Raw genomic sequence first — 18,135 nt, 5'->3', positions numbered from 1 at the left:
CGGTCCCGTCAGTCCGAGGCCGCGGCTCCGGGCGCCTCGTCGACGGCAGCCTCGATGTCCGTGACCAGCGTCCGGGCCTGTTCCCTGTCGAGGCCGTGGATTCTGGCGGCTTCGAGGATGTCCTCGCCCAGCCCGGCCGGACAGCCGGCACAGAAGAGCCCGTACCGCTCCAGTATCTCCTGGACCTGTTCCTGTTCGACGAGGTCGGCCATCGTCCGGCCCGACAGCTCGGTCGAGATGTCGTAGCTCTCGGCGATGCGGTACGTGTCAGTCCGGGCCTCCCAGGGGGCGTGTAGCAGCCGCCAGAACGCGAGGTTGTACTCGTCCGGGTCCCGGCTCGACTCCGACCAGTAGCCGATGCGTATCTCGTCCCACGACAGGTCGGCCCGGACGACGTGCTGGACGAGATGGCCGGGCACTCGCATCATCACGTGTGTCGCCGCGTCCGAGTCGCCGTGGTCGACCGGCGTCTCGGTCGCGGTGTAGGTGATGTCGCCGCGGTCGAACTCGACGTAGCCGGTCAGCGTCCGCTCGTCACCCTCGAGTTCCAGCGTCAGCGCGTGGCTCTCTATCTCCTCGGCGAGCCGGGAGCCGGCGAGTTCGGTGAAGTACCGCTGGAGCTCCCCGTGGGTCAGGTCGAAGCGCTCGTCGACGAACGGGGTGAACGCCTCGTAGGCCTCCCGGCCGAGACGCTCCTCGACGTCGTCGCGGAAGAACCGCTCGCGGTCGGGGACGCGGTCGATGCTGTCGTCCGCCCCCGCCCAGCGCTCGCCGGGGACGAGGTCGAGCACGCGCACCGGCTCGTCGTCGAGGTAGTCGGCCACGTCGCCCGGCGTGTTCTTCTCCATCTGCTCGCGGTAGCGCCCGTGGTCGGGCTGGGCAAGCGTGAAGAACTTCGCGAAGGGGAGAAAGTAAGACGGGTCGAACAGGTCGACGAGCTGCTCGCACTTGGCGAGCTGGCCCCGGTTGCGGTCGTCGACGAGCGAGCGCTTCTCGTCGTCGCTCAGGTGGGTCCACGTGAGCGGATAGCCCGAGGCACCGAAGGCGAACCCGCTCGCGACCATGTCGACCGACTCGACGTGCTCCTGAACGTCCCAGTTGACGCCGACGTCGTTGACGTTGAGTATCCGGAAGCCGCCACAGTCGACCAGCAGGATGCTGTCGTTCCAGGTACTGCCCGACTCGAAACAGACCGCCTCGACGTTGTCGGCGAGCCGGTACGGCGTCTCCGTCGGGAGCCGGTGGACGTTCTCCAGCCCGATATCGGCGAGCCTGTCGGACAGGCGCTGGTAGTTCAGCTCGGGGACGTAGACGGGGGTCTCGGGGTCGAACTGGGAGAGCGTCGGCGGGTGGAGGTGGTCGGAGTGCTCGTGGGTGATCCAGATGGCGTCGACCTCGTCGGCGAGGTCCGACACGTCGTGCGGGGCGGGCGGATACTGCGTCCACGCCCCGAGAAACGCGGGGCCGTCTATCCACGGGTCGGTCAGCAGCGTGAACCCGTCGTACTCGATGAGCAGTGCGGCGTGAGAGACCAGCGTGACCGACGGCCGCTCGTCGGTCGACTCCGTGGCGAACTCGAGGGTCCCCCCCGCCGATGTCGGGAGCTCCGCGTAGAGGCCGTCCTCCCGAACTGTCACCTCGTAGGTGCGTAGCTCCTCGCCCGGGATGTTGGTGCTGTCACCGGTCTCGGGGTCGAAGTCCCAGTTGTGCTGGGGACAGCGGAGGCAGCTCTCCGATTCGACGGTCACCGTACCGCCCTGATGGGGGCAGATGGCGTCGTGGAGGACAGGCGTGCCGTCGTCGCTCGACGAGAGGATGTAGGGTTCACCGCGAATCGTCACTGATCGGGGGAGCTCTTCGACCAGTTCGGCGTCGCCAACCCGGACGGTCATTGGTTGATAGACGCTGCTTACGCACAAAAATGTAGCTGTTATGTCCGAATTACCGTACCCGAGCGGCCGGTGGCCTGGCCTCGGTGGTGTCCGCCCGAGAGACTCAGTTCACGTCGTCGGCCTGCACGACCGTGTTCGCGTCGAGGTCGCGGGCGGCGGTCTTCCCGACCACGTCGTAGAACTCGTCGGCTGGAATCCCGGTCCCGGGCCGTTTGGCCGTGAGGGTCTCGTCGGTGAACGTCTCGCCGGCCTCGATATCGGCGGCGGTGACGACGCTGTGTCTGGCCCAGTCGGCGATGGCGGCCTCGTCCTCGCGGAGCTGTTTCTCGCGGTCTCTCGTGACGTGACAGAGCGTCGCGTACTCGGCCAGCTTCGCCAGCTCCTCGGGCTCGACGGAGACCTCCTGGTCGCCGCCGGGGAGGCGCCGGTCGATGGTGAAGTGTTTCTCGACCAGCGCGGCGCCGCGGGCCATCGCGACGGCGGCGGCCTCGACGCCCGTCGAGTGGTCCGAGAAGCCGACGGGGACGCCGAACTCCTCGGCCATCCGGTCGATGACGCCGAGGTTGAAGTCCTCGGGCTCGGTCGGGTACTCCGAAACGCAGTACAGCAGCGCGAACGAGTCGGCGTGCTCGTCCAGCAGGGCGACGGTCTCGCGGACGGTGTCCATGCTGTGCATCCCCGTCGAGACGATCATCGGCTTGCCCGTCTCGGCGATGGTCCGCAACAGCTTGTGGTTCGTCAGCTCGCCCGAGCCGACCTTGTAGGCGTCCACGCCCAGCTCCTCCAGGCGCTCGACGCCGGCGATAGAGAACGGCGTCGAGAGGAAGGTCACGCCGTGGTCCTCGCAGTGGGCCTTGAGCTCGCGGTGTTCGGCCATCGAGAGCTCGTAGACGCCCATCCGGTCGTAGAGCCCGCCCAGGTCGAGCTCGCGCATCTCGCTTTCGACCATCTCCTCGCTTTGCACGTGGGTCTGGAACTTCACCGCGTCGGCGCCGGCCGCGGCGGCCTCTTCGATGAACGCCTTCGCGAGGTCGATGTCGTCTCGGAAGTTCACGCCGGCCTCGGCGACGACGACGGGTCTGGCCTCGGGACCGACGTCGACGCCGTCGAACGAAATCATTGTCTCCACTCCCGGAGTATCTTGTCGGCCAGCCATAACTCGTACGGTCTGTCGATATCCAGCGCCGAAATCTCGTCGAGCACGTACAGCGCGGTCCGGCCGGTCTGGAGGTCGCCGGTGGCGAGGAACTGCGGGATATCCACGGCGTACAGCGCGCCGCTTTCGACGTACTCGGGCGCCTTGTCCTGGCGGCGCTTCCGGCTGTCGTAGTTCAGTCGCTCCGCGCCGTCCGGGGTCTCCCCCCAGCGGTAGCTGTGGTCTTCCGAGACGGCGACGAGGGAGTCGGCGTCCGCCTCGCGGTAGCGCTCCATCGCGGCGTCGATGTCGTCTGCGGTCCGGAGCGGCGAAGTCGCCTGGAGCAAGACGAGCGTGTCGTACGCCCGGTCGGCCTCGCGGACCTGCTCGATAGCGTGCTCGATGACCGGCTCGATGGCCGCCTCGTCGGTCGCCAGCTCGTCGGGACGGTCGAAGGGCACGTCCGCGCCGGCCTCGCGGGCGGCGGCGGCTATCTCGGCGTCGTCGGTCGAGACGACGGTGCGGTCTATCGCGTCGGCCGCGAGGCTGGCCTCGACTGTGTGGGCAAGCAGCGGCTCGCCGGCGACCGGCTGGACGTTCTTTCGCCTGATGCCCTTCGAGCCGCCGCGACAGGGTATCAGGCCGAGCACGTCACCCATATCAGTCCATCGGCGGGGCGATTTCCGAGAGGCCGAGCCGCGTCGGGTCCATCGACCCCTTCAGTTCGTACTCTATCTCACGCATCGCGTCGACCATCTTCGTCGCCGCGTCGCCGTCGCCGTACAGCGAGGAGGTCTCGTAGCTCCCGGCGTCGAGTTGCGTCTCGACGGCCTCGACGATGGCGTCGGTCTCACAGGGCACGTCGATGACGTTCGGCCCCCGCTCGCGGCCGGTCTGTCGGTCGCCGATGTTGACCGACGGCTGACCGAGCCGGGAACACTCCCGGATACCGACACTGGAGTTGCCGAGCAGACAGGCGGAGTTGTTGACCACGGTGAGGTAGTGGGTCGGTCGCATGTTGATGTAAAAGCGGATGTCGTCCGGCTCGCGCTGGTCCCGGTACTCGCGAATCGCCTTGGAGACCTTGTCGGTCCCGGCGTCCATGTTGGGCCAGAACCAGAACGCCTGGACGTCCAGCTCGTCGACGGCCTCGATGAGCTCCCATGTCTTGTCGTACTCGGACTGGTACTGGGTCGGGACGGGGTGGTACTGGATGACGATGTAGTCCTCGCTCACGTCGATGTCCTCGCCGACGCCACCGTAGTCGTCCTGTGGGTCGTACTCGGGGTCGGCGTTCTCGGCGATGTCGTCGGCGATGTCGATAGAGGGACAGCCGACCTCGTAGATTCGGTCCTCGTCCTCGCCTAAGCGATTGACCACCTCGGCGCTCCGCTCGGTCGAGACCATGTGATAGTCCGCCAGCTTCGTCGTCGCGTGTCTGACCTTCTCGTCGATAGAGCCCGTTATCTCCCCGCCCTGCGTGTGGACGATCGGGATGTTCTGATAGCAGGCCGCGAGCGTCACCGCCATCGTCTCGTAGCGGTCGGCGATGGTGATGACCACGTCGGGGTCCAGATTGTCGAGCACCGTCGTGAACTCGACCATGCTCAGCCCGGTCGTCTTCGCGGAGGAGACGGGATTACCCCCCTCCAGAACGTTGTACATCTCCTCCGAGATTTCGAGCCCGTCATCGCGGAGAATCGCGGAGAGAGAGCCGTACTTGCGGATCATCGACGCCCCCGCGTTGATGATGTCGAGGTCGAACTCCGGGTCGTCTGACAGCTCGTGGAGCACGGGGCCGATTCTGGCGTAGTTGCCCCTACTGGTCATTACGACAGCGACGTTGACAGTCATTCAACAGCGGATAGCGCGATGGGTCACAAATACCTGTCGGATGTTGACATCGACGGCTACCGCCGGCTATCGCGGAGAATCGCCCGATACCGGTCGCGTGCCGCGTCGAAGGAGTACTCCGTCTCGACGAGTTCCCGACCGGTGGCGCTTGTGCTCGCCAGGTCCTCGTCGTCGAGGATTCGACGGAGCTGCTCCGAGAGCCGGTCGGGCGCCCGCGACCGGATATGGAACCCGGTCTCGCCGTCCCGGACCACGTCGGGCACGCCGGAAACTGGCGACGCGAGCACCGGCGTCCCGCAGGCGAGCGCCTCCAGTATCGTCGTCGGGAGCCCCTCGGTCGGCTGGGACGGCATCACGAGCAGGGCGAGGTCGTTCAGCTGGGCCGGCACGTCGTCGTGGTCGACCCAGCCGGTCAGCTCCACCCGCCCAGCCGCTATCTCCTCGGCCAGCTCGGTTTCGAGCCACTCCCGCAACCCCCCGTCACCGATGAAGCGGAAGGTCACGTCGTCGGGAAGCGACGCCGCGACGGCCGCGAGCTCCCGGATGCCCTTCTCCTCGTCGAGCCGGCCCAGAAAGCCGACGACCCGGTCGCGGTCGGCGTATGGTCGTTCGACGGTGAACTCGTCTGTGCGGACGTACCGCGCCCCGGTCGGATACACGTCGGGCGCTTCTGGGTGGAGGTCGAGCTGGCGGGCCATCTCGGGCGTGTAGGTGACCACGCCGTCGGCGACGGCGAAGCCGGCGCGTTCCAGCGCGCCCACGAGGCCGGCGAGCGCGCGAGCCACCGGGTCGGGCAGTCGCTGTTCCCAGTGGAGCCGCAGGGTCAGGGGCACGTCGCCGCGTGGCTCGACGAGCACCGTCTTGCCGAGCAGTTTCGCGGCCAGAATCGGCAGGAGATACGACGTCGCGCCGTAGAACAACACGACCTCCTCGTCCCGGTCGGCCAGCACGCGACACATCCGGAGCTGGTTCAGGAGGAACCGGGCGGCCGCGACCGGCACCGAATCCCCGGCCCCCTTCCGCGTGAGCTCGACGAGCTCACGGCGCTCGCGTATCTCCGAGTCGGCCGGGAGGTCCGCCGTGACGAGCGCCACCCCGGTAATCGCGGCCAGGATGTCGAGCAGGCTTCGAGTGGCGTTCTCGCCGGCCGCGGCGAGGGGATGGGTGACTACACAGACGTCGGGGAGGCTGTCGCCGGCCATCTTACCCCCACACCGTGGTGCCGTAGAGATAGCCCGCGCCGACACAGCCGGTCAGCACGAACAGCGCGACCAGTTGCAGGACGCCCGCGACCGAGGGGGACCTGACAAGGTCGCCGAGGCGGTCGGGCACGGATTCGAAGAGCAGCTGGCGGAGGAAGTCGGACTCGTCGCCGGTCGACTCGGGAACGAGCACCTCCATACCCCGCTTCGAGTACCCCTGCCAGAACGCCCGGTCGACGAGCCAGCCGGGGTCGGTCCGGTAGTCGAATATCTTGTGGGCGACCCGCGCGTCGGGCGTGTAGTACACCCCGTGCCCGTACTCGCTACGCATCCGGGCACAGAGTTCGGGCTCCTCGGCCTGGAGGTTCTTCTCGCCGGTCCGACCGCCGATCTCCTTCTCGAAGCCGCCCAGCGACTCGTAGACGTCCCGCCTGAAGGAGATGTTCGAACCGAACGTGTTCCTGACTTCCCCGGCTTCGTCCGGGTCGCCGTCGGGGCCGAAGCCGCGGTGGGTGACGCCGACGAGCCAGTAGAACTCCTCGGGGAGGAAGGCCGGTTTACCTGCGACCCAGTACGGGACCATCCGGCCCCCGGCGGCCGGCACGTCCCGCCGTTCGTAGACGGAGACGAGCTCCGCGAGCCAGTCTCTGTCCGCGACGGCGTCGTCGTCGAAGAAGGCGAACACGTCGCCGGTCGCGACGGCAGCGCCGGTGTTGCGGGCCGCCGCGAGGCCGACGTTCTCATCGGTCCGGGTACACACCACGTCGTCGCGGTCGCCGAAGTCGGCCTCGAACCGCTCGTAGAGGGCGTCGTTCCCGTCCGAGACGAGCACCAGTTCCACGTCCTCGTGGCGCTGCCCGAGGACGCTCTCGGCCGCCGCACGGCAGTCATCGTAGCGGTCCAGCGTGTGCGTACACAGGACGACCGAGACTCGCATGTGGGGGAGATGAACCACCGGTGCTGTTAGGCGTTTCCATCCGGGGTGGACCGGTCACCGAGCTTAGGTCAAAAGGCTTATGCGCGCCTTGGCAGTGTCTGGGACCAATGAGTCACTCACGGGGGACGTCCGCCGAAAACCCCGAACCTGAGTCCACGCTGGACAGGGTCAAAGCATGGTATCACGTACCAGCCCTCCTCCTCGTGTTCGGGTTCATGTTGTGGAATCGAGTCCAGAACTACTCGGCCTACATCGTAGACGGCGAGGTGCTGTTCAGCGGAACCGACCCGTGGTATCACTACCGCTCGACGATGTACGTGGTGAAAAACTGGCCGGCGACGATGCCGTTCGACCCGTGGACCTACTTCCCGTACGGGACCCGGTCGGGCCAGTTCGGCACGCTGATGGACCAGGTCGTCGGGACGGTCGCCCTCGTCATCGGGCTGGGCTCGCCCAGCGACCACACCGTCGCGATGGTCGTCCTCTTCGCCCCGGCCGTGATGGGCGCCCTCGCGGCGATACCGACCTACGTGATGGGTCGCCGCCTCGCCGGTCGCATCGGCGGTGTGACCGCCATCGGGATTCTCGCCCTCTCGTCGGGCCTGTTCCTCCGGCGGAGCGTCGTCGGTGTCTACGACCACCAGGTCGCCGAGGCCCTGCTGCAGGTGACCTCGGTGCTCGCCGTGATGGTCGCCCTCTCGGTCGCCGAACGCGACAAGCCGGTGTACGAGCAGTTCCTCGACCGCGACGTGTCGGGGCTCAGAGCGACCGTCGGCTACTCGGGGCTCGCCGGCCTGACCATCTCGCTGTACCTCTGGACGTGGCCGCCGGCCGTCCTCCTGCTCGGTATCCTCGGGACCTTCTTCCTCCTCTGGCTGACCATCGAGTTCGTGCGGGGCAAGAGCCCCGAACACACGGCCATCGTCGGCACCGTCACGATGGGGACCGTGACCGTGTTACAGCTCGCGGTCGTGCAGTCGCTGTCCATCTCGGCGACGGACCACACGCTGTTGCAGGTCCTGCTGGCCTTCGCGGTCGCCGCCGGCTGTGTGTTCATGGCATGGCTCGCCCGCTACATGGAGACCAACGACTACGACCGGAACCTCTACCCGGTCAGTATCGGCGCCATTCTGGCGTCGCTCGCCATCCTGACGGCGGTGCTCACGCCCGACATCTTCGGCTACCTGTCCAATCAGGTGCTGCGCGTCGTCGGCTTCACCGCCAGCCCGTCGGCTCGCGTGACCTCCGTCGGCGAGGCACAGCCGCTTCGAGACCCCAGCCAGCTCTTCGAGTACTACGGCCTCGCGCTGTTCGCAGCGGTTCTGGGCGTGGTGCTCGTCCTGTTCAATCAGCTGACCGATAGGGAGGCGAGCGCGGAGACGTTCCTCCTCGTCGTCTGGTGGGGCTTCATCATGGCCGCCACGTTCACCCAGGTGCGTTTCAGCGTCTATCTCGTCTTCCCCGTGGCCGCGCTCACGGCGGTGACGATCGGCTACGTGGTGCGCTGGACCGACTTCTCCTTCGACGACGGTGTAGACGCCTACGAGGTCATCACCATCGCCTCTATCGTGTTGATTCTCTTCGGGACGCTCCTGCTCGTCCCGCCCATTGCGATGAACGTCGGCGCGGACACGGCCCCCGGCGCCGAACCGGCCGCCTGGACGGAGAGCATGGACTGGCTGCAGCAGAACTCGCCGGCCGAAGGAGCCTACGGGCAGGGCGGTAACGGGACGCTGGAGTACTACGGCACCTACGCCAACCGCGACGACTTCGACTACTCGAACGGGGAGTACGGCGTGATGTCGTGGTGGGACTACGGCCACATCATCACCGTCCAAGGGGAGCGGATTCCGAACGCGAACCCGTTCCAGCAGGGCGCGACGACCGCCGCGAACTTCCTGCTCGCCCCCAACGAGACACAGGCAAACGACGTGCTCGAGGACGTCGACGAGGACGACGCCAAGACCCGCTACGTGGCCGTCGACTGGAAGATGGCCAACACGTACGGCGGCACCGGCGGGAAGTTCTTCGCGCCGCCCCGGTTCTACAGCGTCTCGAACGTCTCTTCGAGCGACTACTACGGGACGGTCCGGAGCCGACAGGACCCGCGCCGGTACTTCAACTACCGGACGCAGGCGTACTACGAGAGCATGGTCGTCCGGCTCTACCAGTACCACGGGAGCGCGAAGGAAGCCCAGCCCTACGTCGTCGACTGGGAGCCAGCGACGACGCGGGGCGGACAGACGATTCGCGCCACGCCTCCGAACTCGCCCGCTATCAAGCCGTTCCCCACGATGGAAGCGGCCCGGAACTACACGGAGTCCGACGCCACCTCGCGGCTGGGCGGCTTCGGGACCCAGCCGGGTGAGCGGGTCGCGGCGCTCGAACACTACCGATACGTCGGGTCGAGCGAGCGCAACGCCTACACCTCCAGCCGCTACAACCAGCAACAGCTCATCGAGGCGGCCTTCGCCGGTGTCCAGTCCGGGCGGTCCGCGACCAGCTCCTGTGTGGACAACACGACGGCGATGCCCATCGGGAACCAGACCTACTGTATGCCCGACTCCGCCGCGAACACGCTGAGCGACACCAACCCCGCGTGGACGAAGATATTCGAGCGGGTGCCCGGCGGGACCATCGAAGGGACGGCCCCGGCGAACTCGACGGTGTACGCCAGCGTCCAGATGCGCAACAACGCCACCGGCGAGTTCTTCGTCTACCGCCAGCGAGCGCAGGTCGGTGCCGACGGCAGCTTCGAGATGACGGTCCCGTACTCCACGACCGGCTACGACCAGTGGGGGACCGAGGAAGGGTACACCGACGTGGGCGTCCGGGCGACGGGCCCGTACCTGGTCGAGGTGACGGAGAACGGCTCCGGCGCCGCGACGACGTCGGTCACCGAGGGACAGGTCATCGGTGAAGACGACTCGGCGTCGACTGTCGACCTCACGGCGTCGACCAACGCCACGAGCACGGACGACAGCGGTACGAACGAGACGACGACCGACGGCACGTCCGGCGGCTCGTCGACGGACGACATCTCGACGAACGAGACCAGTGCGAACGACACGTCGGCGAACGCTATCGCCGAGCCGTAGTCACTGACTGCTGGCTTTTTGCGGGCCCACTGCGGGAGAGACAGACCGAGAAGCGGTAGTTACGAGTCGAGCGGATTGAACGTCCCGTTGATGTCCCACTCGTGGAGACAGTGCGGGTTGCCGGACTGCTTTTCGTCCTCGACGACCGCGATTCGCCACGTGCTGTCGTCGTCGTCCCAGATATCGCGTCGGCTACACCGCTCGCACTCCCGTTCCCGGGGCGAGGTAATCGCTGTCATGTGTGGGCCAAACGCGTGAACGGTTATCAGCGTGCCGGTCGGAACCAGCGTTTTATCGCTCGGGCGGCTACAGTCGCCGAATGGGATTTCACACGTTCGACCCCGCCCGCGCCGACCAGCTCGAAGACCCGACACGCTACGCCTACCTCTCCGTCGACGAACTGCTCGCCCTCTTCGACCCCACGGCCGACGACGCGGTGGCCGACCTGGGGAGCGGCACCGGCTTCTACACCGACGACGTGGCCGCGGCCGCCGGCACCGTCTACGCGGTCGACGTCCAGCCCGAGATGCACGAGCTGTACCGGGAGAAGGGACTGCCCGAAAACGTGGTCCCGGTGACGGCGACCGTCGAGTCGCTCCCCGTCGACGAACCCCTCGACGCGGTCGTGTCGACGATGACCTTCCACGAGTTCGCGACCCCGGCGGCGATGGACGCCGTCGTCGACGCGCTCGCTCCCGGTGGTCGCGTCGCGCTGGCCGACTGGACCCGGACCGGGAGCGGCGACGCCGGACCGCCGCTCGCGGAGCGATACGCCGCTGCCGACGCGGTCGAGCTGTGTGAGGCCGCCGGTCTCACCGTCCACCGGGCCGAGGACCGACGGGAGACGTTCGTCCTCGAAGGGACGCTCTAGAACTCCGGCAGGTCGCCGGCGTCGACCTCGTCGGCTTCCCAGTCGAGGTAGTCCTCGGCCAGCACGTCACAGACGACCTGACCGAGCTCAGTCAGGCCCGCGTTGATAGCGGAGACGGTCTCCCACGACTGGATGTCGGGATGGATCTCCCGCTCGCGCCAGTTCTCGGGTAGTCCGGGGGCGTGATACCCCACCCGGCCCGCAAAGGAGTCCCAGAAGAAGTCGAACTCCGCGACGAGGTCGAGGTCGGTGACGATGGCCCACGTCCCCTCGTCGAGCCCGGTGTCCGTGGCCCACTCCGTGAAGGCCTCCGCCCACGCGCCCTCCTCCAGTGCCTCGGCCAGTTCGCCGCGGCGGTACTCGTCGCCCTGCACGTCGACGTCGTCGTACGCCGCCGCGTCGACCTCCGCCGAAAGCGTCGGTCGGTCGGGGACGGCCACATCGAGTGTCATACCACCCCTTCGTCAGCGAGAAGGATAAACGTCATCGACTGCCGGAGCTCACGAGGCAGCTAACGACCAGTTCCGGGCAGCCTCAGGCCGCGACGTACTGCGACTCCCAGTCCTGGCGCGCGTCGAGCTCGCGCTCGCCGCGGCGTGTCAGCGTATAGAAGTTGGTCCGGCGGTCGCGCTGGCCCTTCTCGACGAGGCCTTTCTCGACTAGCGTGTCGAGGTTCGGGTACAGTCGACCGTGGTTGACCTCGCTCTCGTAGTACCCTTCGAGTTCCTCCTTGATCGCGAGCCCGTGGGGCTCGTCCAGTCCGGCGATTACGTACAACAAGTCACGCTGGAACCCAGTCAGATCGTGCATGAGTCTCATTGGTCCAGTTGGTGTCCACACATATCATAGTTGCTAAAACACTGGTAATAACATTACTTGCAGGTTAGTTCCCGCAGTACTGCGGTTACTCTCTACGAGTCCTGTAATTTAGTAGTAACTATCGGCCATCTCGGCGCGGCTTTCCGACACCTATTCCGAGATTGTCACTCTTCAGTCGAGCGTTCGACCGACCCGACAACGGTAAAGGAAGCGACTGTGTAACGCGCACTGATGACCGAACACGCGGCGTCGGCGGACGACGAGTTTCCCGAACCGCGGGGCGAGGGGTCCGTCGAAGTCGTGGGAACCGCCCACGTCTCCGAGCAGAGCGTCGAAGAGGTAGAGTCGACGATAGCGGCCAGACAGCCCGACATCGTGGCGGTCGAACTCGACGAGGGCCGCTACCGGCAGATGCAGGGGGAGACACCGGACGACCTGAACGCCAGCGACCTCCTCCGGGGGAACACCGTCTTCCAGTTTCTGGCCTACTGGATGCTGTCGTACATCCAGGCGAGGCTCGGCGACCGCTTCGACGTCGAACCGGGTGCGGACATGAAAGCCGCGATAGACACCGCCGAGGAGTTCGGGCTGGGGCTGGCGCTCGTCGACCGCGACATCCAGACCACGGTCCAGCGGTTCTGGGCAAGATTGACCGCCCGGGAGAAGCTCACGCTGCTGGGGAGTCTGCTGGCCGAGATGGGGCCGCCGCTGACCGTCGGGCTCACCGTCGGCGCTATATTCGGGGGCGCCGTCGCCGTCGTCGCCGGCGCGTTCACGGGCACGCTGCTGGTGCCGACGGGCGCGTTCGGCGGGGCGATACCCGGCGCCGCCGTCGGCCTGCTGGACACGCTGCTCGTCGTCGCCGCGGCGAGCCTCGTGGTCGGCCTCCCCATCGCGCTCCTCATGACCCGGCTGAGCGGCGGCGAGGGGGACGTCGAGACGTTCGACATCGAGCAGATGACCGACACGGACGTCGTGAGCGCGATGATGGAGGAGTTCCGGCAGTTCTCCCCCGGCGGGGCCGAGGCGCTCATCGACGAGCGCGACGCCTTCATCGCCCACCGGCTGGTCGAGCTCCGGGAGGCGGGCTACCACGTCGTCGCCGTCGTCGGCGCCGGCCACCGCGAGGGTATCGAACGCTACCTCGACCACCCCGACGAGCTCCCGCCGATGGCCTCGCTGGTCGGCACCGAGAGCGGCGGGCGCTTCTCGCTGTACAAGCTTGTCGGCTACGGCGTCGGGGTCGTCTTCCTGGTCTTTTTCGGCCTGCTCATCCTCGGCGGGGCGAGCCAGGCCGTCCTGCTGGAGCTGTTTCTCGCGCTGGTCGTGGTCAACGCCGTCCTCGCGGGCGGGCTGGCGAAGGTGGCCGGCGCCCACTGGTCCAGCGCCGCCGCCGCCGGGGCCTTCGGCTGGCTGACCAGCCTGTTCCCGCTGCTGGCGGCCGGCTGGTTCGCCGGCTACGTGGAACTGCGTTACATCTCCGTCAACGTCGGTGACATCGCGACGCTCAACGAGATACTCGGCGACGAGGAGGCGCCCATCGCTGACCTCCTCGCCAGGATGCGGGCGGTGCCGCTGTTCCGACTCATCCTCATCGTCGCGCTGACCAACGTCGGCAGTGCCGTCGCCTCCTACGTCGTCTTCCCGGCCCTGTTGCCCTATCTCGCGGCCGACATCGGCGGGATGGCCGGAGTGACCGAACTGCTGTGGAACGGTATCAGAGAGGGGACCCGAATCGTGACGGGGGCGTTCTGATGGGACTCCAGTTCAGCCAGCGGGAGGTACGCGACCTCGCCGTCGCGTGGCTGGCACTGGGTATCGCCTTTACGCTCCTGCTGGAACGACAGCTCGTCGCGGCACTCGATATGGGTGGGGCGCTCACCAGTCTGAGCCCCGGGACGGTCCTCAGCACGCTCGTGGTGAGCCTGCTGACCGTCGGGGTCGGCTTCCTGCTACACGAGGTCGCACACAAGGTCGTCGCCGTTCGCTTCGGGCAGGTCGCGGCCTTCCGCGCCGACTACCGGATGCTGGGGTTCGCCATCGTCGGTGCGCTCGTGGGCTTTCTCTTTGCCGCACCCGGGGCCGTGGTCCACCGGGGCCGCATCACCCCGAAGGAGAACGGCCTCATCGCGCTGGCCGGGCCGGTGACGAACATCCTGCTGGCCGTCGTCTTCCTGCTCCCCTATCTGGTCGTCGAAGCCGCCGGCACGACCGGCTTCCTCGCAGACCTGGCCACCCGCGGCCTTCAGATAAACCTCCTGCTCGCCGGCTTCAACATGCTCCCGTTCGGCCCGCTGGACGGCCGGAAGATTCGCGCCTGGAGCACGCTCATCTGGGCGGCCGTCGCGGTCCCCTCCATCCTGCTCGCCGTCGGCGCGCTGTTCCTCCTCTGAGGGGGAACGATGCTCTTTTGCCCGCCCCACGCACCGTCTTCGGTATGACCGAGGACAACGAGACCGACGAGTCGGAGGGGCTCACCTACGCGGGGACCGGCGTCGACATCGGCGCCAGCGAGGCCGCGACGAAGGCGCTCATCGGCGCCGCCGGGGAGTTCGAGGGCGACTACGCCGGACTGGTCGATATCGGCGAACAGTATCTCGCGCTGGCCACCGACGGCGTCGGGACGAAGCTCCTCGTCGCCGAGGCAATCGACGACTACTCCACCATCGGCATCGACTGCGTGGCGATGAACGCCAACGACCTGCTGGCCGCCGGCGTCGAACCGGTCGCGTTCGTCGACTACCTGGCCGTGGAGACGCCGGACGAGGAGACGAGCGAGGAGATCGGGGCCGGGCTCAGCGAGGGCGCAAAGCGGGCCGGCGTCGCGCTCGTCGGCGGCGAGACCGCGGTGATGCCAGACGTCATCAAGGGACTGGACATCGCCGGGACCTGCGCCGGGCTGGCGCCGAAAGACGCCGTCTTCCCGGGCGAGGCCGAGGCCGGCGACGCCGTCGTTGGCTGGCCCTCCTCGGGTATCCACTCGAACGGGCTGACGCTCGCTCGGGAGGCTGTGACCCGGAGCCACGAGTACACCGACCCGTTCCCGCCGAACCCCGACCAGTCCATCGCGGAGGTGCTCCTGACACCGACGCGCATCTACAGCGAAGTGCTGGAACCGCTCCGGGACGCCGAGACCCACGCCGCGGCCCACGTCACTGGCGGGGGCTGGACGAACCTCACGCGGATGGGCGCGTTCCGGTACGACATCACGGACCCCTTCGACCCACAGCCGGTGTTCGAGTTCGTCGAGCAAGAGGGGAACGTCGACGACGAGGAGATGCACCGGACGTTCAACATGGGCACCGGGTTCGTCGCAGCGCTGCCCGAGGAGGACGCCGAGGCCGTCGTCGACGCGTCGGCGGACGCACGGATTATCGGCCACGTCGAAGACGGCGAGGAAGCGGTCTCGATTCGCGGACTGCTGCTTCGGGACTGAAACGACTCGGCAGTGAGGCCACGCGGTCGCCGGTGACCGCGTGAACGAGCGGTCGTTTGTTCGCTCACGTTTTGCGAGGGGATGGAGAGCGTCGGCAGACGCGAATCTTCGGCCACCGCGAAGACGGCGAGAAAGCTATCCAGGTTCGGGGGGCTCTAGTAGCCATTGAAATCAATGCACACCCGACCGCACGACAGCGTTCACGAGAGCGACGCTCTCGTGCAGCCCATCAGAAATCGAAGATTTCTGAGGACGGTTCGGTCAGTGTGTAAATCGTTTCAATTGTTACTATAGAGCTGCTGAGACGGGACTCAGTGACTGTCGCCGGGGGCCGTCTGTTCGACGATTCGAAGCTGGAGCGCCTCCCGGATGTGATAGCGCGCCTCGTCGTCGTCAGCGGCCTGCAAGGCGGCCTCCAAGTGCGACTCCAGCGCACTCTCTGGGACGTTCACGAGTAGTACTGTGGGCTTACCCTGTATTATAGTTGCGACACCGTTCGGCAGTTAGTAGGCCCCTAACGCGAGAATCCGGCACTTAGGTGCGAACGTCTCACCAGTCGACTCAGCTGACCGTGCGAGCGATGTCCGCTTCGGTGATGACGCCGACGGTCCGGCCACCCTCGACGACCATCACCGCCGCGTTGTGGTTGAGATAGGCGTCGACCTCGTCGATGGTGGCGTCGGGTTCGACGGTGGCGATAGATTCGTGCATCACCTCGGCGACGGGGAGCTCCCCGACGTTCTCCTCGGGGCGCTGGCGGATGTCGGAGTTACCGATGAGCCCCTGGGGGGAGCCGTCACGGATGACGGGCACCTGCGAGTACCCCTTCTCGTCCATCAGTTCCTTGCTCTGGTGGACGGAGTCGTCCGGTTCGACGCTCACGACGGGGGAGTTCATCACGTCACGGGCGCGGATGATACCGCCCTCGGCCTCGTCCAGCGCGTTGACGATTCGCCGCAGCGTCGACAGTCGCGGGTCCACGTCGCCGCCCTCGATACGGGCGATGAGCGGCTGGGAGACGTCGGCGTGTTCGGCGAGTTCGCTCTGGGTGAGCTCCAGTTCGTTCCGCCGTTCCCGCAGGTCCTCGGGCGTCGGCAAGTCCATAGTACGCCATAACTCGGGGTAATTAAAAAACCCACGGTCAGCCCGAGGCCCTACGCTTCGGCCTCGGCGTCGTCCGATTCCTCGGTCTCGAACACTTCGATGACTTTCAGCGGCACGTCACGCAGGGCGCCGCCGATCTCGCTTTTCGCGATGCGCTGTGCGTGTTCGGTGGATTCCGCGTTGAACACGTCCATCTCGAGGACGAGCCCGACGAGGGCGGTGTCGGCGGCGATGAAGGCCGAGTCGAACGGCTCGCCACAGGCCGGACAACCCGTCGCGCCGACTTCGACTTCGACGTAGTCCATCTCGGCCTCGTTGAGCCGCTTGCCGGCCTCACTCACGGCGACGCCGATGGCGTCGTCGATGTCTTTCACGTCACGGACCAACCAGGCGGCTTCCATCGCCACGAGATAGTTCATACCTCTCATCTCGTGGCCCGGCTACTCGTTAGTTGCGATTCGCGGCCGGTGCGCACGTCACCGTTACTATCGCTATAACTTACGAGAATCAGGGGCCAACCTTGCCGCCGAGTTACGCCGCTGTCCCGAACAGGACCAGATTTGCTTGTCTCAGCTACAAGTCAGAGTGAACCGCAAGACTGCGGCGCTGTGGTTCTTCACGAACGATGCGACACACGCCGGTTCGGGCCCGAATATTTATATACGGGGTCGTCCCACGACTCGACTGAAGCGAAATGGCTGCCCGACTGCACACCGCAACGATATTCGCACTGTACCAGCTCACTCTGCTCGCCGGCATCGTCCTGCTCCCCGTGGCGATGGTCACCGAACGCCTGGGCTTTCGACTCCCCGTCGACCGAGCGGTGGCCGGGCTCAACGACGCCTACGAACAGTCCCGGGAGTAAGCGGGCAGGTCCACAGTTTTATCAGCGCCCGCCTGCTACCGGGCGATAATGAACGAGCCGAACACGCCGTTTTCCCAGCCACAGACAGCTGACGAGTTCCAGACCGACCCCTACGAGCCGGAGGTCGGCTCCCTGCCGGACCGCTCCGGTCAGGACACGGAGAAGGTCAACAAGACCGGAACCACGACCATCGGCATCACCACCAGCGAAGGCGTCGTCATCGCCACCGACATGCGTGCCTCGCTCGGCGGCCGCTTCGTCTCCAACAAGAACGTCCAGAAAGTAGAGGAGATCCACCCGACCGCCGCGCTCACGCTGGTCGGCAGCGTCGGCGGCGCCCAGTCTTTCATCCGCTCGCTGCGCGCCGAAGTGAACCTCTACGAGGCTCGCCGCGGCGAGAACATGAGCATGCAGGCCCTCTCGACGCTCGCGGGTAACTTCGCCAGGGGCGGCCCGTTCTTCGCCATCAACCCGATTCTGGGCGGCGTCGACGACGACGGCCACCACGTCTACTCCATCGACCCCGCCGGCGGCGTCATGCAGGACGACTACACCGTCACCGGCTCGGGCCTGACCGTCGCCTACGGGACGCTGGAGGACCGCTACGAGGACGACATGACCAACGAGGAAGCGAAGGAAGTGGCCGCGGCCGCTATCAACGCCGCCGCAGAGCGCGACACCGGCTCGGGCAACGGTGTCTACCTCGCCGACGTGACGGCCGAGGGCGTCGACATCAACGGCTACGACTTCGACGAGCTTCTATAAACGTACTTTTTACGGCACGGGGTTTCCGCGGTCGCCCTCGGCGATCTGTGGGAACGCCGTATTGCAAACCGTCGTGAGGAGGGGTTCGAGTCGCGTCTCCGGCGCGCTCGAACCCGACGAAACGGAAAGCGGAGCCGGGGGAACTAAACGACGAGAC

The 18,135-nt window shown here is 66.7% G+C and carries 19 protein-coding genes; 7 read left to right on the top strand and 12 right to left on the bottom strand.

Going from position 1 to position 18,135, the window contains the following annotated elements:
- Positions 1-8 precede the first annotated feature (8 nt).
- From NDI56_RS03465 to aglG, 6 genes are all read right to left on the bottom strand, one after another.
- Positions 9-1,892: an MBL fold metallo-hydrolase gene (locus NDI56_RS03465; RefSeq protein WP_310918031.1), complete on the bottom strand. Its 1,884-nt coding sequence runs from the start codon at positions 1,890-1,892 to the stop codon at positions 9-11.
- 103 nt (positions 1,893-1,995) lie between these two features.
- Complete coding sequence (locus NDI56_RS03460; RefSeq protein ID WP_310918030.1) at positions 1,996-3,012, bottom strand: N-acetylneuraminate synthase family protein; 1,017 nt, start codon at positions 3,010-3,012, stop codon at positions 1,996-1,998.
- Complete coding sequence (locus tag NDI56_RS03455) at positions 3,009-3,686, bottom strand: acylneuraminate cytidylyltransferase family protein (protein WP_310918029.1); 678 nt, start codon at positions 3,684-3,686, stop codon at positions 3,009-3,011. Before NDI56_RS03455 ends, NDI56_RS03460 begins: the two co-directional genes overlap by 4 nt.
- Position 3,687: 1 nt before the next feature.
- The gene (neuC, locus tag NDI56_RS03450; protein ID WP_310918028.1) at positions 3,688-4,881 is read right to left on the bottom strand and encodes a UDP-N-acetylglucosamine 2-epimerase; all 1,194 of its coding nucleotides are present in this window, start codon (positions 4,879-4,881) and stop codon (positions 3,688-3,690) included.
- 56 nt (positions 4,882-4,937) lie between these two features.
- A complete protein-coding gene (locus NDI56_RS03445; protein ID WP_310918027.1) occupies positions 4,938-6,083 on the bottom strand; it encodes a glycosyltransferase family 4 protein in 1,146 nt (381 codons plus the stop codon).
- Between the two features lies 1 nt (position 6,084).
- On the bottom strand, positions 6,085-7,020 hold the full coding sequence (gene aglG, locus NDI56_RS03440) for a glucosyl-dolichyl phosphate glucuronosyltransferase (RefSeq protein WP_310918026.1): 936 nt from the start codon (positions 7,018-7,020) through the stop codon (positions 6,085-6,087).
- A 107-nt stretch (positions 7,021-7,127) separates the two neighbouring features.
- Between aglG and NDI56_RS03435 the strand changes: the two genes are divergently transcribed.
- A complete protein-coding gene (locus tag NDI56_RS03435) occupies positions 7,128-10,118 on the top strand; it encodes an oligosaccharyl transferase, archaeosortase A system-associated (protein ID WP_310918025.1) in 2,991 nt (996 codons plus the stop codon).
- 59 nt (positions 10,119-10,177) lie between these two features.
- On the opposite strand, the gene NDI56_RS03430 is transcribed toward NDI56_RS03435, so the two are convergent.
- Positions 10,178-10,357 (bottom strand): HEWD family protein, encoded by a 180-nt coding sequence (locus NDI56_RS03430; RefSeq protein ID WP_310918024.1) that lies wholly within the window; start codon positions 10,355-10,357, stop codon positions 10,178-10,180.
- Positions 10,358-10,437: 80 nt separating this feature from the next.
- On the opposite strand from NDI56_RS03430, the gene NDI56_RS03425 reads away from it, so the two are divergent.
- Positions 10,438-10,989 carry a class I SAM-dependent methyltransferase gene (locus tag NDI56_RS03425; RefSeq protein ID WP_310918023.1) on the top strand — a complete coding sequence of 184 codons (552 nt, stop codon included), beginning with the start codon at positions 10,438-10,440 and terminating at the stop codon, positions 10,987-10,989.
- On the opposite strand, the gene NDI56_RS03420 is transcribed toward NDI56_RS03425, so the two are convergent.
- Positions 10,986-11,441 (bottom strand): DUF7992 family protein, encoded by a 456-nt coding sequence (locus NDI56_RS03420; RefSeq protein WP_310918022.1) that lies wholly within the window; start codon positions 11,439-11,441, stop codon positions 10,986-10,988. The genes NDI56_RS03425 and NDI56_RS03420 overlap by 4 nt on opposite strands.
- 82 nt (positions 11,442-11,523) lie before the next feature.
- A complete protein-coding gene (locus NDI56_RS03415; protein WP_220587244.1) occupies positions 11,524-11,799 on the bottom strand; it encodes a PadR family transcriptional regulator in 276 nt (91 codons plus the stop codon).
- A 240-nt stretch (positions 11,800-12,039) separates the two neighbouring features.
- On the opposite strand from NDI56_RS03415, the gene NDI56_RS03410 reads away from it, so the two are divergent.
- The 3 genes from NDI56_RS03410 to purM are packed head-to-tail and all read left to right on the top strand — an operon-like array spanning position 12,040 to position 15,244.
- Complete coding sequence (locus NDI56_RS03410) at positions 12,040-13,563, top strand: TraB/GumN family protein (RefSeq protein WP_310918021.1); 1,524 nt, start codon at positions 12,040-12,042, stop codon at positions 13,561-13,563.
- Positions 13,563-14,201, top strand: coding sequence for a zinc metalloprotease (locus NDI56_RS03405; protein ID WP_310918020.1), 639 nt, complete (start codon positions 13,563-13,565; stop codon positions 14,199-14,201). The genes NDI56_RS03410 and NDI56_RS03405 overlap by 1 nt, the downstream gene beginning before the upstream one ends.
- 44 nt (positions 14,202-14,245) lie before the next feature.
- Positions 14,246-15,244 carry a phosphoribosylformylglycinamidine cyclo-ligase gene (purM, locus tag NDI56_RS03400; RefSeq protein ID WP_310918019.1) on the top strand — a complete coding sequence of 333 codons (999 nt, stop codon included), beginning with the start codon at positions 14,246-14,248 and terminating at the stop codon, positions 15,242-15,244.
- 311 nt (positions 15,245-15,555) lie between these two features.
- Here the strand turns inward: purM and NDI56_RS03395 are convergent, their stop codons facing one another.
- From NDI56_RS03395 to NDI56_RS03385, 3 genes are all read right to left on the bottom strand, one after another.
- On the bottom strand, positions 15,556-15,696 hold the full coding sequence (locus NDI56_RS03395; RefSeq protein ID WP_310918018.1) for a hypothetical protein: 141 nt from the start codon (positions 15,694-15,696) through the stop codon (positions 15,556-15,558).
- 109 nt (positions 15,697-15,805) lie between these two features.
- Positions 15,806-16,348, bottom strand: a complete 543-nt coding sequence (locus tag NDI56_RS03390; RefSeq protein WP_310918017.1) for a CBS domain-containing protein — start codon at positions 16,346-16,348, stop codon at positions 15,806-15,808.
- 50 nt (positions 16,349-16,398) lie between these two features.
- Positions 16,399-16,767 (bottom strand): DUF555 domain-containing protein, encoded by a 369-nt coding sequence (locus NDI56_RS03385; protein ID WP_310918016.1) that lies wholly within the window; start codon positions 16,765-16,767, stop codon positions 16,399-16,401.
- A 275-nt stretch (positions 16,768-17,042) separates the two neighbouring features.
- On the opposite strand from NDI56_RS03385, the gene NDI56_RS03380 reads away from it, so the two are divergent.
- Both NDI56_RS03380 and psmB read left to right on the top strand, forming a co-directional pair.
- A complete protein-coding gene (locus NDI56_RS03380; RefSeq protein ID WP_310918015.1) occupies positions 17,043-17,213 on the top strand; it encodes a hypothetical protein in 171 nt (56 codons plus the stop codon).
- Between the two features lie 48 nt (positions 17,214-17,261).
- Positions 17,262-17,978: an archaeal proteasome endopeptidase complex subunit beta gene (gene psmB / locus NDI56_RS03375; protein ID WP_310918014.1), complete on the top strand. Its 717-nt coding sequence runs from the start codon at positions 17,262-17,264 to the stop codon at positions 17,976-17,978.
- Positions 17,979-18,135: the final 157 nt, after the last annotated feature.

It is taken from the genome of Halomicroarcula saliterrae (genome assembly GCF_031624395.1).
GTDB classification, from domain to species: Archaea; Halobacteriota; Halobacteria; order Halobacteriales; family Haloarculaceae; genus Haloarcula; species Haloarcula saliterrae.
This window is presented reverse-complemented; position numbering and strand designations above follow the sequence as displayed.